19 protein-coding genes, 2 tRNA genes and 3 pseudogenes are annotated in these 16441 nt (G+C 47.1%); 10 read left to right on the top strand and 14 right to left on the bottom strand.

The annotated features are described in order from the left end of the window. Positions 1-46 precede the first annotated feature (46 nt). Positions 47-532, bottom strand: a complete 486-nt coding sequence (locus CVV44_22640; protein PKL35176.1) for a hypothetical protein — start codon at positions 530-532, stop codon at positions 47-49. 295 nt (positions 533-827) lie between these two features. On the opposite strand from CVV44_22640, the gene CVV44_22635 reads away from it, so the two are divergent. The 6 genes from CVV44_22635 (at position 828) to CVV44_22610 (ending at position 6603) form a co-directional block, all read left to right on the top strand. After that, complete coding sequence (locus CVV44_22635) at positions 828-1484, top strand: acetoacetate decarboxylase (GenBank protein ID PKL35175.1); 657 nt, start codon at positions 828-830, stop codon at positions 1482-1484. Positions 1485-1567: 83 nt separating this feature from the next. Continuing rightward, entirely contained in the window at positions 1568-2338 is a 771-nt protein-coding gene (locus CVV44_22630; GenBank protein PKL35174.1) for a short-chain dehydrogenase, read from the top strand. 228 nt (positions 2339-2566) lie between these two features. Then, positions 2567-3715: a hypothetical protein gene (locus CVV44_22625; GenBank protein ID PKL35173.1), complete on the top strand. Its 1149-nt coding sequence runs from the start codon at positions 2567-2569 to the stop codon at positions 3713-3715. After that, positions 3693-5498: an excinuclease ABC subunit C gene (locus CVV44_22620; GenBank protein ID PKL35172.1), complete on the top strand. Its 1806-nt coding sequence runs from the start codon at positions 3693-3695 to the stop codon at positions 5496-5498. The genes CVV44_22625 and CVV44_22620 overlap by 23 nt, the downstream gene beginning before the upstream one ends. A 98-nt stretch (positions 5499-5596) precedes the next feature. Then, positions 5597-5670, top strand: a tRNA-Pro gene (locus CVV44_22615). Positions 5671-5784: 114 nt separating this feature from the next. After that, on the top strand, positions 5785-6603 hold the full coding sequence (locus CVV44_22610; GenBank protein ID PKL35171.1) for a hypothetical protein: 819 nt from the start codon (positions 5785-5787) through the stop codon (positions 6601-6603). A gap of 40 nt (positions 6604-6643) precedes the next feature. Here CVV44_22610 and CVV44_22605 read toward each other — a convergent pair whose 3' ends face one another. The 5 genes from CVV44_22605 to CVV44_22585 form a co-directional block, all read right to left on the bottom strand. Further along, a complete protein-coding gene (locus tag CVV44_22605; protein PKL35170.1) occupies positions 6644-6976 on the bottom strand; it encodes a hypothetical protein in 333 nt (110 codons plus the stop codon). Positions 6977-7050: 74 nt separating this feature from the next. Continuing rightward, on the bottom strand, positions 7051-7809 hold the full coding sequence (locus CVV44_22600; GenBank protein ID PKL35169.1) for a hypothetical protein: 759 nt from the start codon (positions 7807-7809) through the stop codon (positions 7051-7053). A 47-nt stretch (positions 7810-7856) separates the two neighbouring features. Next, on the bottom strand, positions 7857-9179 hold the full coding sequence (locus CVV44_22595; GenBank protein ID PKL35168.1) for a serine protease: 1323 nt from the start codon (positions 9177-9179) through the stop codon (positions 7857-7859). 136 nt (positions 9180-9315) lie between these two features. Continuing rightward, a complete protein-coding gene (locus tag CVV44_22590) occupies positions 9316-10737 on the bottom strand; it encodes a UDP-N-acetylmuramate:L-alanyl-gamma-D-glutamyl-meso-diaminopimelate ligase (protein ID PKL35167.1) in 1422 nt (473 codons plus the stop codon). 230 nt (positions 10738-10967) lie between these two features. Next, positions 10968-11291, bottom strand: coding sequence for a hypothetical protein (locus tag CVV44_22585; GenBank protein ID PKL35166.1), 324 nt, complete (start codon positions 11289-11291; stop codon positions 10968-10970). A 391-nt stretch (positions 11292-11682) separates the two neighbouring features. Between CVV44_22585 and CVV44_22580 the strand changes: the two genes are divergently transcribed. The 4 genes from CVV44_22580 to CVV44_22565 all read left to right on the top strand — a co-directional run bounded on the left by CVV44_22580 (position 11683) and on the right by CVV44_22565 (position 12958). Further along, positions 11683-12210, top strand: a complete 528-nt coding sequence (locus CVV44_22580) for a hypothetical protein (protein PKL35165.1) — start codon at positions 11683-11685, stop codon at positions 12208-12210. Between the two features lie 103 nt (positions 12211-12313). After that, positions 12314-12598 carry a 30S ribosomal protein S20 gene (locus CVV44_22575; GenBank protein ID PKL35164.1) on the top strand — a complete coding sequence of 95 codons (285 nt, stop codon included), beginning with the start codon at positions 12314-12316 and terminating at the stop codon, positions 12596-12598. 6 nt (positions 12599-12604) lie between these two features. After that, a complete protein-coding gene (locus CVV44_22570) occupies positions 12605-12895 on the top strand; it encodes a hypothetical protein (GenBank protein PKL35163.1) in 291 nt (96 codons plus the stop codon). Further along, positions 12886-12958, top strand: a tRNA-Val gene (locus CVV44_22565). Before CVV44_22570 ends, CVV44_22565 begins: the two co-directional genes overlap by 10 nt. Before the next feature lie 236 nt (positions 12959-13194). Here the strand turns inward: CVV44_22565 and CVV44_22560 are convergent. The 8 genes and pseudogenes from CVV44_22560 to CVV44_22525 all read right to left on the bottom strand — a co-directional run bounded on the left by CVV44_22560 (position 13195) and on the right by CVV44_22525 (position 16110). Continuing rightward, positions 13195-13475 (bottom strand): annotated as a pseudogene (locus CVV44_22560) (hypothetical protein). Between the two features lie 59 nt (positions 13476-13534). Further along, positions 13535-13840 (bottom strand): nucleotidyltransferase, encoded by a 306-nt coding sequence (locus CVV44_22555; protein ID PKL35162.1) that lies wholly within the window; start codon positions 13838-13840, stop codon positions 13535-13537. A 41-nt stretch (positions 13841-13881) separates the two neighbouring features. Further along, positions 13882-14133: a hypothetical protein gene (locus CVV44_22550; GenBank protein PKL35161.1), complete on the bottom strand. Its 252-nt coding sequence runs from the start codon at positions 14131-14133 to the stop codon at positions 13882-13884. Then, positions 14134-14316, bottom strand: a complete 183-nt coding sequence (locus tag CVV44_22545) for a hypothetical protein (GenBank protein PKL35160.1) — start codon at positions 14314-14316, stop codon at positions 14134-14136. Between the two features lie 177 nt (positions 14317-14493). Then, positions 14494-14892 (bottom strand): annotated as a pseudogene (locus tag CVV44_22540) (VapC toxin family PIN domain ribonuclease). Next, entirely contained in the window at positions 14889-15122 is a 234-nt protein-coding gene (locus CVV44_22535) for a hypothetical protein (protein ID PKL35159.1), read from the bottom strand. Before CVV44_22535 ends, CVV44_22540 begins: the two are co-directional and overlap by 4 nt. Before the next feature lie 425 nt (positions 15123-15547). Continuing rightward, positions 15548-15874: pseudogene (locus CVV44_22530) on the bottom strand (hypothetical protein). Continuing rightward, positions 15874-16110, bottom strand: a complete 237-nt coding sequence (locus tag CVV44_22525) for a hypothetical protein (GenBank protein ID PKL35158.1) — start codon at positions 16108-16110, stop codon at positions 15874-15876. The pseudogene CVV44_22530 and the gene CVV44_22525 overlap by 1 nt, the downstream one beginning before the upstream one ends. Positions 16111-16441 lie beyond the last annotated feature (331 nt).

Genomic DNA, 16441 nt, shown 5'->3' with positions numbered 1-16441 from the left:
TTTTTAGTCTCTTTTTATCATGCAGGCATGCACTTTTTTATTTTTATTATTCCGAATGCCCAGGCAAAAATTTACTGGGTTCAACGCCGAGAATATGATCGAGATTTTTGATGGTATTAAAGATTACATGAATTTCATCCTCACTGTAACTACCCATGTTGCCGAATATTAAGTTTATTGCATGGTCTTCTATCTTCTTCACAATGCGTTTCCCTTTGGCCGTTATGGTGACAAGAATATTTCGTTTGTCAACGCTGTCTCGCTTTCTTTTAATCAACTCTCTCTTTTCCAGTTGATCTGCAAGTCGTGTAGCCGTAAAAACCTTAATCTTCATTTCTTCGGCGATGTCACTAATGCGCATCCCGTCATTCCGCCTGAGCATTTTCAGGATATAGATCAATTCATAGGATAGGTCGAATTCCAACACTTCAATTTGTTCAAATTGATAGAAGGTTCTCAGTAGATGAAAAAGAAGGTCCTCCACTTTATCCCTGTCCAGATTGTCAACTCTTGCCCTGACTGGATCACGCACAATAATATTCCCCCTGATGTTTTTTTATATTTATTTTTGTATTCATTGAAGTACTCTTATATCCAATTTTTATCAGATTTTAGCATGCAAAATTGAGATAGTTGCAGTTCACGCCGATGAACCTGATTCAGTATAATATGTTTATGTATTAATAATATTTCTTTACATGCAATTTGCAAGTATTTTTTTGCATATTGCAAATATTTCTTGATTTTTTTTAATTACTATTATATTTTGTTACCATAATGCAATTAACGGGATCTGCCCGATTCATCAACTGAAGGATTACACTACTATGACACAAAAATATCCGGCCCCCTGGAAACTGAAAGGGAACGGCTACATTTTTCTTTATAAATTTCCCCGTTCGTTCAGCGACGACCCGGCGTTCCGGATCGGCCTGACCGACCAGCCTTTCAGCGGGTTCGGCACCGTAATGCTCGTGGATTATACCGAGTCCAATGCCGGTCCATATAAAGAACTTCTTTTCATTCCCGGCGAATTCCCGTATCTCCACAAAAAATTCTATTCCATAACGAAAATTTTTGTTTCCACCATGGAAAGCGTAGTCAACGGAAGGGAAAACTGGGGAATACCAAAAGAGCTGGCTGACTTCAGGACTGAGTCTCTGGGCAAAAACAGAGAACGGCTGATCGTAAGCCGTGACGGGACTCCCTTCTTCGATGTTGTCATTAAAAAGAAGGCCCTGTCTTTCAGGGTCAATACAAAATACATATCCCATGCCCTGGTTCAGAAGCTTGAGGATGAAACTATCTTTTTTACTGAATTTAACGGAACCGGCCGGGGAAGGATGGCCTCACTGGAATCCATATCGTGCAACGAAAAATTTTTCCCAAAAATATGCCCGGTGAAACCGCTGGCAGTCACGGCAATAGAAGATTTTTCCATTGAATTCCCCGTGGCCGCCACATTGAAGGAACTGAACCGATAGGACAGTACAGACAGGCAACTTCATGCATGGATATTCCATGCATGTTATAATAAAAAATATAGAAAATATCATGGGGGCAACACATGAACCTGGAAAACAAAAAGATAGTGCTTACCGGTGCATCGTCGGGTATCGGCAAGGCCATTCTTGCAGAGCTGAAAAAACACAATGTACAGGTCCTGGTGGGCGACCTTGAGCCGAAAAAAGTAGAAACCGTGACCGGAAAAATAATGGCTGAAAAATGCGATGTAAGCAATCCGCAGAACATTGACAAATTATTCGCTTCAGCCCAAAAAAAACTGGGTGGCATCGATATTTTCATCGCCAACGCCGGCTTCGCCTATTATGAGCAGATAAAAAAATCAGATTATGATCATATTGAAAAAATATACAAAGTCAACTTCATGGCCCCGGTATACATCACGGAAAAAATGAAAGAACTGAACAAGGGAAAGGAATACATGGTGGTCATTACCGCTTCGGCCATGGGCAAGCTGGCCCTGCCGGGTTATGCCCTGTATTCATCAACCAAGGCAGCCCTTGATTCCTTCGCCTCGGCCTATCGCTATGAGAAAGACGACCTGGGTATCATTTCACTGATATATCCTATAGCCACCAAAACTGAATTTTTCAGGGTAGCGGCAGGAGATACGACACCGGTCCCCTTCCCTGCACAGACTCCCGGCATGGTTGCCAGGGCTGTTATCAAGGGCATACAGAAAAACAAAAAATCTATTTTTCCGTCAAAGCTCTTTGTCTCCATGATGGTGATAAACAGATACCTTCCCGTCATATTCCCTGTCTATCTCAAAATTGAGCAGGCAAAACTCTTCAAATGGCTGCGCAACAGTTAACATACGCTAATAGAATCCCGGATGGTTATACTTTTTACAGACACCCTCTGTAGAACCTTCCAGAACAGACTCCAACATAACTGTCCGGGATTTTATATATCACTTCCGACCATCCTTTACTTCATGTTTTACGGAAGCGGAAAAACATTTTTCGCTTGCCATAATATGCTTCCATGACAACATTTTATTCCTGTCTGCTGATAAAGAAAATCATCTTGAGGAAATACCGTGAAACAGGGAAAGAAACCAGCCTTCACCAGTAAGTTTATCATCACAATCTCCGTGATTTATTCATCCCTGATCATCGGTGTGGCTGTTTTTTTCAACCATGTCGTGGTAGAGAATAACCGCATTATTCAGGATACGCTTATCGAAAGAAGTAATGATGTCTTCCTGGGAAAAACCTCCACCCTCACCACGGGAATACTCCTGCAAAAACCGGAAAACGTGAGAGAACTCAACGCTGCCGTCAGGGAAGTATGCAAAAACGACTCCGGGGTACTGCATGTCCTGGTATTCCACCGGACAGGTGATGAAAATTATTTCAGGCTTACTGACTCCATTCCCGTCAACAGTCACCTGGTGATGGATATAAAAAAAGGCGACATTGTCCAGGAACCATCGGGAATCGATTATCTCAAGGAGGGCCGGATCCATGCCGTCATCGATCCTCAGGTCTACACAAAGGAACAGTACACCTGGCAGAGCACCTATCATCCCCTGGCGTTGAAAAACAAAAAGTATATTCTGCAGTACATTATCTCATCGGACCTCCAGAATATAATACATGACGCCTATAGCCGGGCCAACGCTGCTTCTTACCGTTCCCTGGTTATCATGACCGGCGTCCTTGTCATGGCCGTCATTATCCTCACCGCACTCTTCTTCCAGAATTACAGCTACCTGGTGAAGAGACTCGCCGAATACATGCAGATGGCGGCCGGCGGAAACCTGGATATCAACCTGCACCCCACAGGCGACAGCGAGTTGAATGAACTCGCCCTTTCATTCAATACGCTCATCGAGGAGATCAGGGATATCAGGGCAAAAAAGGACTCCATGGAAAAACAGATGGCCGATAGCGATTCCGATGATCAGACCGTGAAGACCATTTTCAACCGGGGCGTGGCTTCCCTGAAAGAAAACATGTATGATGAAGCCATTTCCCTTTTCAAAACGCTTCTCATCATCAAATCGGGTAATTTCGGCTGCTACTTCAACCTCGGCGTCGCCTTTGCAAAAACCAGGCGTTATGAGGAATCCCTGGAAATGTTTCAGAAGGCAAAAGAGGTTAATCCCTCCTATGCCGTAACGGACGGTTACATAGAAAGAGTGGAGAAAATCCTGTCGGGCGATGCATCATTCAGAAAAAATTGACCATATCCTCTCCAACCTTCCCTCGGATCCCGGCGTATACCTCATGAAGGACGGCGGTGACGCCATACTCTATATCGGCAAGGCATCAAATCTCAAAAAACGCGTATCCTCCTACTTCCAGAAAAAAAACACCGACGCCAAGACAGAGGTCCTGGTTAAAAAAATCACCGACATCGAATGCATTGTCACCGATTCTGAAATCGAAGCCCTGATCCTGGAGAGTAATCTCGTAAGGAAACACAAACCGAAATTCAACATCCGCCTCAAGGATGACAAACGCTTCCCTTACATCGCCGTGTCCCTCAGCGAAGAGTATCCCCGGGTTCTCTTTACCAGGAAAGTCTCCTCTAAACAGAACCGCTATTTCGGTCCCTACACAGACGCCCGTGCCGCGCGTAATATTGTGAGCATGACCAATGCCCTGTTCAAACTTAAAACCTGTAAAAAGGATATACCCCTCAATGACGGTGAACGGCCCTGTCTCAACTACCAGATGAAGCGCTGCAGCGGCGTCTGCACGGGGATCATCTCCCGGGAGGAATATCTCGATCTGGTCAATACGGCCGTTCATTTTCTCGAGGGGGATATGGAGCCGGTCATGAACGCCCTGCAGGGAAAAATGAAGACCTATGCTGAAACCTTCCAGTACGAAAAAGCAGCGCAGATCCGCGATATCATGTTCGATCTTCAGAAAATCACGGAAACCCAGAAAGTGGCGGTCCCCATAGGTCAGGATATGGACTACCTTGATGTGCTTCTCCAGGGGAACGAGGCCCTCCTGGTCCTCTTCGAATTCCGCAAGGGCCTGCTCCTGGGACGCAAGATACATGTCTTTGAGAACACGGGACTCTCGGAAGCGCGTGATATCGTCAGGGCCTTCATCGTGGAGTATTATCAGGGAAAGGAAATCCCGGGGCGGATCATATGCGATCAGGCAATCGAGGACCGGGATCTCATTCAGTCGTATCTCACGGAAAAGGCATCAAAAAAAGTCAGGATATCAAAGCCGGCCACGGGTGAAGACCGGGGCATTCTCGACATGATACGGAAAAACATAGAGCAGATAGCGGCGGACCGCCAGGTATCGCAATTTTACCGCAGTATTGATGAAGGGCTCCTGGAGCTCAAGTCACTTTTCAACCTGAAGGAAATTCCCGAGGAGATCGTCTGTTTCGATATTTCCAACCTGCAGGGGACTGATGCCGTGGCCTCCATGGCGACTTTCAGGAACGGAATCCCGGACAAGAGCAACTACCGGCGTTTCAGAATCCGCGGCTATGACAGCCCCAATGATCCGGGCATGATACACGAGGCAGTTGCGCGCCGGATACAGCATCTGCTCAATGAAGACCTCCCTCTGCCTGATATCATGGTCATTGACGGGGGCCCCACTCAGCTTACCAGGGCCTTGGAAGCAGCTCATGCCTTTGGCGTCACCCCCGTCATCATCTCCATTGCCAAACGTTTTGAGGAACTATACTATGACGCAAAAATGTCCCCAATCCGCCTGGAGGAAACATCGCCGGGGCTGAAAATCATACAACAGATCCGCGACGAGGCGCACCGCTTTGCCATAACCTATCATAAAACACTGCGCGGTAAAAAACTCACGGGATCCCAGCTGGACAATGTACCCGGAATCGGCGTTAAAACACGTAAAATATTACTTGAATATTTTCAATCGCTGGATATAATAAAAAATGCCGGGATTGAAGAACTTAAAAAAGTCCCTGGCATAGGCGAAGCGGCAGCAAAGGCCGTTTATGACTTTTTCCACGATTGATAAAGCGGAGTCACTATTTTTTACCATGGGAAAGAATTTTTCTTTACATGGTTGATGCAGTAATTATTATGGATCATCGATTTTTAAAATATTTCAAACGGGGCGTGGCGCAGTCAGGTAGCGCACATGACTGGGGGTCATGTGGTCGCTGGTTCGAATCCAGTCGCCCCGAATATAGCGGCTATTCCGCACAATTAAAAATATAAAACAGTTTTCCGATAATTACCCCGTCTAAACACGGGGTAGTTTTATTTTCCCACCGAATAATTATGGAGAAGTTAAAACAATGGACCTCGATTATTTTCTAAAAAAAGAACAGGTAATCAAAGTAAAATCAGAAAACAAGCAGACCGTCATCAAGGAGATGGTGGAAAAGCTGCAGGAACTGGGACTCATCGATAACAAGGACCGCTACTACGCACAGATCATACACCGCGAATCCTTGGAAAACACGGCCCTGGGCAACGGATTCGCCATCCCTCACACCAGAACCGAATCAGTAAACCAGTTCATATCCATCCTGGGAATCCACGAAGAAGGCATTGATTTCCACAACGAAGATGAATCTCCTGTCAACTATATCCTGCTCAGCATATTTCCCTCTAAAATGAGCACGACGTATCTCTACTTTATCGGGATGATGGCCCGTCTTTTTTCCAACAAAGAAAAGAAAGGTCTTCTCGATGAGGCGCGGACACCGGCCAAGGTATATGCGGTACTCAAGAAGGAAGCAGAATCTTATTTTGATGCCATCTCGGAAAAGGAAATCATTTCGGCCAGGGAAGGCGACAGTCTCACCGGCGTACCCTCATCAGACCTGGACCTTCTTATCAGGCTCGACCGCCTTTACAAGGTATACGACGGCGGCGACAAAGCAGATTCAATCTTAAAAAAAATCGAGAATCTCAAAAAGCTGATTGATAACAGGTCCCTGTCCTACTACGAGCGTATGAGGAAGAAGCAGAACAATCCCTTTGCCATTGTAGAAAAAAACAGCTGCTCAGGATGTCACATGGAAATACCGCCGGTATACATGCGACAGATAACCGACCGGAACGGTATTACGCTCTGCACGTACTGCGGAAGATTTCTCATTCTTGTTTAAAGATACGCGGATATTCTGTGAACGATGACAGATTAATTGTTCACAGAATATAAAACAATCGTCCCGAGGGTGTCATATCGTCGAGAGGAGCAATGCTGTGCTCTACACGGTACAGCTTCCTCTTGCAAAAATCCGATTTTTCCCCCAGGCAGTATTCGCTGAAAATTTTCTGACACAGATCCGCCCGATAACTGTTATACTTGATGAAAAAACCGCATTCTTTGGAATACTTACATTTAACCATCTCGATCCTCACACACACCTGTTTATATAGATCACCCCCGATCAGGGGTTTGGGGAAGGCACGAATTCTCTTTTGGGAAAGATATTCACCGGGAAGGAACGATTCAAATTTTTTGTCGGAAAATACCATTTTTTTTTACCAGGAGCCGGAGCCCAGGTAAAACAGCGAAGGCCCTTTTCAGGGCCTTCATACATTTCATATAGCTATTTTTTGTTTCTTCCCTCAAGGAAGACCTCGATGAGGTCTATGGGTATGGGAAATAGCGTGGTGGAATTATTTTCCGTGGCGATTTCACTCAGGGTCTGTAGATACCGGAGCTGAAGTGATATGGGATGCACTTCCATGAGCGCAGCTGCTTCCACCATTTTCGCCGCTGCCTGGAATTCTCCTTCAGCGCTGATAATTTTCGCACGGCGCTCCCTCTCGGCCTCGGCCTGTTTGGCCATGGCCCGCTGCATCTCCTGGGGAAGATCGACGTGCTTCACCTCAACGGCAGTCACCTTTATGCCCCAGGGGTCGGTCTGCAAATCCAGAACGCTCTGGAGATGTTCGTTGATTTTATCCCGTGCCGACAGCAACCCATCGAGTTCTGTCATACCCAGGATGCTCCGCAGCGTTGTCTGCGCCAACTGTGAAGTGGCATAGAGAAAATCATCAACAATAGTTATGGCCTTGTTTGGATCGACGACCCTGAAATATACAACGGCATTAACTTTTACCGAAACGTTATCCTTCGTAATAATATCCTGGGGCGGGACGTCCATGGCCACAAGCCTGAGACTTATTTTCTCCCATCGATCGACAAAGGGGATAATAATTATAATACCGGGACCTTTTGCCACAGGCAGAAGTCGTCCAAGCCGGAATACAACGGCCCTTTCATACTCCTTAACGATCTTTACCGACATCACCAGGAGAGCGACGGCCAGGAAAAGCAATGTAATGATGAAATTATAATCCATCAGTTTGTGCCTCCATTATATTTTATTGTGTAATATGCGCATTGTTATCATGCCTGTTGTTTCTTTTTTTCAACGACAAGATCCATACCGCGGACCTCCCGGACCTCAACTTCTTCATCTACATAAACGGGTTCATCACACAGGGCGTTCCACAGCTCGCCATGAATCATGATTGTCCCGCGGCCGGAAAAATCCCGCATGGCCCTGCCTGTTAAGCCGATGAGTCCTTCTTTTCCCGTAGTAACGCGTTCACGATGCACATTGATAACCAGGCGCACAACAAGAAACACGAATCCCAGGACAAAGACAACAGCCGCAATTATGGATGTCATGGGAATATGGCCACCGGGCAGCGGAGAATCAAAGAGGATCATGGAACCCAGGACAAAGGCTATGAGCCCGCCGATCGTCAGCAGGCCATAGCTCACTATCTGCAGCTCCAGTATAAACAGGACAATGGCCATGATGATGAGGATTAGCCCCATGGCATTGATGGGAATTATCTGGATTGCCATAAGAAAAATGAACAGGGATATGGCTCCCACGACACCGGGAATTATCATCCCGGGATTCTTGAATTCCATGCCTATACCCACGACAGCAAGGATAAAGAGAAGAAAAATAATCTGTGGGTCGGCGAAGCGGTTCATCAGTTCCTGCTTCCAGTCCATGGAATAGGTAATGGCTTTTATGTTTTTCGTATTGATGACAACAGTGTTTCCGTTAATGTCGATCTTCCGGTTGTGCAGCCTGACGAGAAGATCATCCATGTCCTCGGCGATTAAATCAATAACGCCCAGTTTCAAGGCTTCCTGGTAGGTGCTGGATATGGCCTGGCGCACGGCGTTCTCGGTCCACTGTATGTTCCTTTTTCTTTTCTGGGCCAGGCTCCGGGCGTAGGCGATTGTATCATTCAGCACTTTTTTCTCCATGACACCGGCGGGACCGCCCTCTTTATCCTTGGGCAGAAAATTCAGGGCCGGGCTCACGGGATGCATGGCCCCTATTTCCGTGCCGGGAGCCATAACTGCTATATGTGATGACAGCATGATGAAGCCGCCGGCTGAAGCGGCCTGGGCGCCCTTGGGATAGGTATAGACTACAACGGGAATGGGTGACGTAAGGATCGCCTTGATTATATCGCGCATGGAGTCCATGAGACCGCCCGGCGTATCCATCTGGATCACGATGAACGTCGCCCCGGCATCACCGGCTTTTTTGATTGAGTCGACGAGAAACGCCGACACCACGGGGTTTACGGCCCCGTCAAGTTTCATGACGGCATATTTATTCTCCGCCCGAAGAGGAGATCCCGATAGTATTATCGCGGCAAACATGAAAAAGATGCAAAGCAGGCTTAGCTTCTTCATAGTGTTATATCGTCCCTTTTACTTCGATATGTGCAACTACCATCGCTACGGCAGTATATATCATATTATCATAGAAAGTGCCGTTATGTCAAGCGCCATACCGGGAGAACATAGGGTATGTATACCGAATCAACTGTCAGTTACGACTTTTTACCTCCAGGTCCCCCATGACCCGGCTGATTTCATGATAAATACCGTCAAATCCTCCATTGGACATGATGATGATGATATTTTCCTCACCGAAATCGATATGGTCCGCCACATACCTGATAATGGCATCCACATCGCCGAAAAGACGCGCGTCCTTTCCCCGGGTTTCCAGGTCGGCACGTACCCTGTCCAGATCAAGACGTTCTCCGGGGGGAATGGCCCCGGGATTAAAAAGTGTTTTCATCAGGACCGCGCCGGCCGGTTCAAAGGCGCCGGGGAGCTCATTCTGGAATACATTGCGCCGGCTCGTTGCGGACCGGGGCTCATAGATCGCCCATATTTTAGACCCGGTATGGCGGTGAGCCAGGGTCCTCAACATGTAGCCGATGGCCGTGGGGTGATGGGCAAAATCCTCATAAATGACCAGATTGGCACCGCGGTAAATAATCTCCTGACGCCGTTTCACGCCGCGGAAAGTTTTCACCGCTTCGATTATATCTTCCGCAGCGATGCCCAGTTTCAGGGCCATGCCGGCGGCACCGGCAATATTCGCATAATTGAAATCACCGAAGAGAGTCGATTCCAGGGCCAGTTCCGCCCCGTCACCGGGCGATGAAAGAGACAAGGCGGCGCCCTGCTCCGTGTACCCGCTGAAATGCCAGGTGAAATCGGAACCGCCGCTTCCAAAGGACGCGCACCTGCTCCGGGAGCCCGCGATCACGGGACGCAGCGTATCATAGGCGCTGCTGTATACGATGTTTCCCTTCGATGGGATGATATTCACCAGTCTTTTGAACCAGAGGGATATTTCATCGAGATCGCGGTAGATATCGGCATGATCAAATTCCAGCGAGGTGAGGATACAGTGCGACGGCCGGTAAAAGATGAACTTGGGCACCTTTTCGAAGAAGGCAGAGTCGTATTCATCGCCCTCGATGATGAAATATTTTCCTTTGCCCAGGCGGTAGTTTTTCCCCAGGTTTATGGAATTGCCGCCGATAAAACACGAGGGGTCCAGGCCTGCCACGGTCAGGATATGGGCTAGAAGAGCCGTGGTGGTGGTTTTACCGTGGGTCCCGCACACGGCGATGACCTCGCGGTCGCGGAGAAAAAATTCATGGAGCGCGCCGGCCATGGACAGGTATGGCTTCTTTTCATTGAGAACATACTCGGCTTCAACGTTTCCTCTGCTTATGGCGTTGCCGACAATCACCAGGTCGGCGGCGGCGGCATTGTCCTCGCTGAAGGGGCCGTATTCAATTCGGGCATCACGGAGGATATCGCTCATGGGCGGATAGACGCCGCTGTCGGAACCGGTAATATCATACCCTGACTCCCTGAGCATGCAGGCCAGTGTTCCCATGGCTATACCGCCGATGCCCGTGAGATGTATTTTTTTATAGTTCATTGAAATGTTCCTTAGCGTAAGTAACGGGAATGTAAGAATAAAAGGATTTTTCGGTCAATCCATATTTAAGAATTTCACAGGAAGAACGCGAAGAACGATACGATGGGACCCCGGCGAATGTAATAAGGTTATGCAGGAACATATCGCCGCCACCCCTGCGAGGGGTTTGAAATTTATTCATTTTCCAGCAGTGCGGCAATCATCTCTGTAAATTTTCCCTAATAAGCACTTCAACTGCCGCAGTATCCCGGGGAAAGAATCTGCAGTTTTATCAGCCTGGCCCTGCCCCCCTCTATGATATAATATGCTTTGGCTTTCTGGCAGAGGGAAAGGGCCGATTGTCCTTCATCGCCGGTTTTATTCTCCACGATGGTCTGCTTGTCGAGGTAGACCGTCACTTCAGTCTTCCCCTTTTTCAGTTCAACACAGTCGTCACTGAAATAAATTACGACACCGGAAAAGACCTTTTCTTTCGGTTTCGCTGTCACGCCCTGCACTGCCGTCATGGTCAGGGAGAGAAGAACCGTCAGCACTATTCCTGTATACCTTTTCACCGCCGCACCTCCTGAATCGTGAGAACAAATAGGGCATTCATACCAATAAGGTAAATCACCCCGTGGATGTTTACAAATTAATATAGTTTATTTATCCTGTAAATGAAATTTTCCCGGTTTTAACCTAACTTACCCTGGAAACCCCGGCGGAAATACTCAATATCCATATGAACTGACAGCCGCCACCCCTGCAAGGGGTTCAAAATTCTCTCATTCCATCGTTACGGCAGGAACCTGTAATATCGAAAATATTTGACAAAAATGTAATTGCTTTTCAACTGTCTCCAGAATACAATTTCATCCCGGGGAATAAGGAAAGTAATGAAATATCTTTTATTCAGAACCTTCGATAACTGCCCGGGAATATTATAAAGTATACGGTCAACGGGAAATGCAGCGCAAAAGCACCTTGTTCATTATGGCATGTATTTTAATATCCTGCCCCCTTCTTTATTCCCGTAACGCCGATTTTACCTGGGGTGTTTCCATGGAATCGGTAAAGAAGTCCCTGCAGGCGGACCGGGAGGCAGTGACCTTTTATGCCGATGATAAACCCCAGTATAAAAACAAGATTCTGCGCCACATTCTGAACGTAGATCCCACACTCTCGCGGGAATGCATCATACTGAGGATCAATTCCAGGCCGGTGACGGATTACCTTTTCGTAAAGGGGCAGCTTTACAGTGTTCTCGATGACTATGAGAACAGCAACGCAACGGAAATAAACACCATCGGCTCGAACCTGAAAAAACTCTACGGGCCGCCCGAAATCAAGGAAGAGGGCAATGAATATACCTATTCATACAATACGTCCAATACACGAGTGCTTTTTTATTTCAAAAAGGACCTTGAAGGGAAAATCAAGAGCCGGGTCTACTATTATCCCCGAAAGCTCTTCATGATGCTCATATCGCAATGAAATTTTTCTTTTTTTTTGGTAATATTCTTGACAGTTTTTATGTCTGCTCACATATTTGCTAACCGTATTGATGAAAAATTTTTACATAAAAAGGTAGTATACATTGGCAAACACTAAATCACAGGAAAAGCGTAATCGTCAGAACGAGAAACGCAGACAGAAAAACACGCAGGACAAATCAGCCATAAGAACTGCGTCTAAAAAAGTTAACAAGGCTCTTGACACAAAAGAAAAAAACGCTGAAGAACTCACAACCCTTTTCACCCAGTTCTCAAGCACTATAGACGCAGCTGCCGCTAAAAGAACCTTGCACAAAAACACAGCCGCGCGCAGAAAATCAAGAATAGCAAAGAAGATCAACAACGTACTCAAACAGACACAAGCATAAGAGGGTATCCTCTTGACTAAAACTGACATAGTCAACCTGATATCTTTGAAAAGGGGCTTAAAAAAAAAGGAAGTTCTTGAAATAATAGACACCTTCCTTGAAAAGATAATAGAATGTACAGACAGGAATGAGCAGGTGGAAATAAGGGGCTTCGGCACCTTCTACCAGGCAGACAAGAAAGCCAGAAAAGTTCATTCCCCCATCGCCGGAAGAATTCTTGAAGTTCCGGCGAAAAAAATGCTGGCCTTCCGGGGCAGCAAGGCTACTGAAAGAGAAAACAACAAAACGGGCGCTTAGCTCAGCTGGGAGAGCATCTGCCTTACAAGCAGAGGGTCGGGGGTTCGATCCCCTCAGCGCCCAAGAAGATCTCCGCGTCTGTTCTCGCCATCCGTGGCTCCACAGACACTTCCCACATCCTGTGGGTCGCGCGCTAACTCCTCCGTGGAGAGGGCTCTCTGACCGGAATTCCATGGTGGACCTCCTGTCCGCGCTCGACACTAAAACTTCGAGTTTTGATCTCTTTCAGATGAGAGGGCTTTCTTGCAGGGAAATTTTCCCGGTTGCCAGGAATTTCTTGCGGGAAAATACTGCAGTCTTTACAACTCATCTTTTAAAGGCAAGAGTTCTCTTTCAAGTTCAGGTATTCTTTTTTTTATGGTTTCCCACAGGATGGGAAGGCTGGTTCCAAAATATTCATGGATAAGCTTGTCACGCATTCCAGCGATTTTTTTCCATGGTATGCCTGGATACTTGCTGCGTATCTCCGGCGGTATTTTTTTACCGCTTCCCCAATAATTTCAAAGGAGCGGATAACGGCGTACACGGTTTTGGCATCGGCGGCGAAGTCATCATAGTTCATTCCTTCTGTAAATTCCATGATGCGTCCCGTCTCGACGATGATGTCTTTAAAATAATCGCGGTAATCTCTTGAACCTTTCACAGAATTACCATCTCGTTTAGTATACGTTCACCGATATACGGTTTGAGCGCCCTCCTTTCAACCAGATCGACGGGCATTCCCAGCAGCTTTTCAAGAGATTCTTCCAAATCAAGAAAATCGAAATAATCGATATTTTTGCTGAATGATACCAGTATATCGATATCACTTTTTTCATCAGCCTCTCCCCTGACCATGGAGCCGAACAGGCCAAGCTCAAGAACTCCATATTGTGCTTCAAGAGCATCTCTATGCAGTGCTAATACTTTTCTTATATCTTCAATTGTGAGATTTTTCTTTCCCATGCTTTTTCTCCGGCATACGAATCCTCAAAAAGTATCTCATACTATTTTATAATGGCATATGCGGGCATTTCTCCGCGTCTGTTCTCGCCATCCGTGGCTCCACAGACACTTCCCACATCCTGTGGGTCGCGCGCTAACTCCTCCGTGGAAAGGGCTTTTTGGCATAAATTTTCTGTTATGGCCTCCCCGGTCGCTTCGATACGCCACCGGTCATCGAGTGATGGCGAAGCCACCGTATCGAGATGGCGGTGGCACTCAGCAACCGGGGCCTTACTCCCTTCTGAGTATTTCACTCAAAGACCGAGACCTCGGTTGCCGAGTGACGGCGAAGCCGTCGTATCGAGGCACACCGCCCGCCGCAACGCATCTCTGTCGGCCTCGACCCGGCCGAGACGTTCCTCAAGGCCGTCACACAGCGCCATGAGGCAATCCACGGTTTTCACCTCACCCCGGCTCCGCCGCGCCCTCTCCCACAAGGAGAGGGCTCATCGTCATAAATTCTCTGCCACGACCTCCCCCTCTCCTGTGGGAGAGGGGGCCGGGGGGTGAGGTAAAACCATCACCGTAGGGGCCGATGATTTCGGCTCCTCCAGTTCCCGGGCGTGCTTCTTATATGGCTCCAGGATCTATTCCGGGTCGGCGTGGTTAAGGAATTATTCCCAATCCTCGATCTTTAGTTCTTTGATCCGCGAGAATTCCTTTACGTTATGCGTCACCAGGGTCAAATTATTTAACACGGCAAGGCTGGCTATTTGCAGATCATACGGTCCGATTGGTTGTCCCGACTTTTCCAGACGTGATCTTATTTTCCCGTAAATCTCTGACGCCTCATCGTCAAAGGAAAGTGATGGAAAGACTTCAAGAAAGGTATTCAGTTTCTTATAGGTCTTCACGAAAGACTTGCTTTTATAGGCGCCCGTGAAAAGTTATGCGCGTACTATGGAACAAACGGCCACATGTTCCGGCCTTATGGACGATAACTTTTGCCTGATTTTATCCGATTCGCCGTTCAGGTATTTAATGCATACATTGGTATCCAGCAGATATTTCATTTCAAGGGCTCCCTGTCGGGATACTCTCCCTGGGGAGGTCTCTTCAGAGGTTCCTTTCTGAAACTCCCATAAGTAGCGTCAAAAAAACCTTCAGGCCAGGCGCTTTTCCTCTTATTCTCAGGTTGTATGATGACAACCACGTCTACATCCACTTCCTTTTCGTTCGTGGGGACCTTGATCTTCAAGAGACCGTCGGCCCCGATGCGTGATTTCAGACTTATGGTTTTCATTGTATCTTTCTCCCCGTTCCAATTCTCAACAAAACAATGTATCAAAATGTATTAAAACGGTGTTTTCATTTCAATCAAAATAATTAAATTATTCATCAAGAAAGCATCAATAATTATAATTTCTTTCTCAACCCAAAACTCACCTCACCCCGGCTCCGCCGCGCCCTCTCCCACAGGAGAGGGCTCTCTGACCGGAATTCCCTGGTGGACCTCCTGGCCGCGCTCGACGCTAAAACTTCGTGTTTTGAGCTCTCCCACAAAGAGAGGGCTTTTTGGCATAAATTCTCTGCTATGGCCCCCCCCGGTCGCTTCGATACGATCGCCCGGTTGCCGGATAACAGCAAAACTGTCGTATCGAGACAGCGATCACTCAGCAACCGGGGCCTGGAATAATACTTTTATTCCCGTATTCTTATCCTGTTTTCTTACACAATCCACAGTTTATCGGCGACCTGTTCTTTTGTGATTACTTTCAACAGGCGGGCTACAGTATCTATTATCGTTCGTTTATCCTGTTTATTCATTCTTATGACCAGGATGCCCGGAGTTTCTCCGGGAGGGCAGTTCCGGATATCTGCAAAATCAAGATCAAGCGTTATCAGTATTCTTTCCTCTTGCATGCAGGTTCCGAGAATATCTTCATCACGGGCCCCTGTCATGTGTTCTTCATGAACAGTATGCGCGTCTTAACTATTTTCACGAAGCAGGCGGGCGACTTCAACGGGCAGGTTTTCGTCTACTTTGAATCTCATCAGGAAATCTTCCGGGAAAAATCAATAACTCTTTCCCTGGCCAACTCCGCGGCATAGTGAATCGCGGCAAAAATGTCTTCATTTGTTAAAGAGGGATAGCTTTGAAGAATCTCTTCATGGGACAATCCTTCGGAAAGATTATCAAGAATTATAGACACCATGATTCTTGTGCCTTTAATGTAGGCCTTGCCATGACACACCTGCGGATCAACGGTTACATGCTCTTGCCAGTTCATAAATGGTACTCTCCCGGAAACACCCGACAATAACAGGTTTTTCACTATATTGTTATCAATGATAAATGTACTATCAAGGGAAACAGATTGTCAAGATATTTTAGGGTTTCACGGACCTCACCCCGCCTCCGCGTCTGTTCTCGCCATCTTCCAAACAGGATGTTTCAATGGCGACGCGGGACAGGACGTCCCAAAAAGCGTCGCCCGTGGCTCCACAGACACTTCCCACATCCTGTGGGTCGCGCGCTAACTCCTCCGTGGAGAGGGCTCTCTGGCATAAATTTTCTGTTATGGCCTCCCCGGTCGCTTCGATACGCCACCGGTCATCGAG

Source organism: Spirochaetae bacterium HGW-Spirochaetae-1 (genome assembly GCA_002839375.1).
Taxonomy (GTDB): Bacteria; Spirochaetota; UBA4802; order UBA4802; family UBA5550; genus PGXY01.
This window is presented reverse-complemented; position numbering and strand designations above follow the sequence as displayed.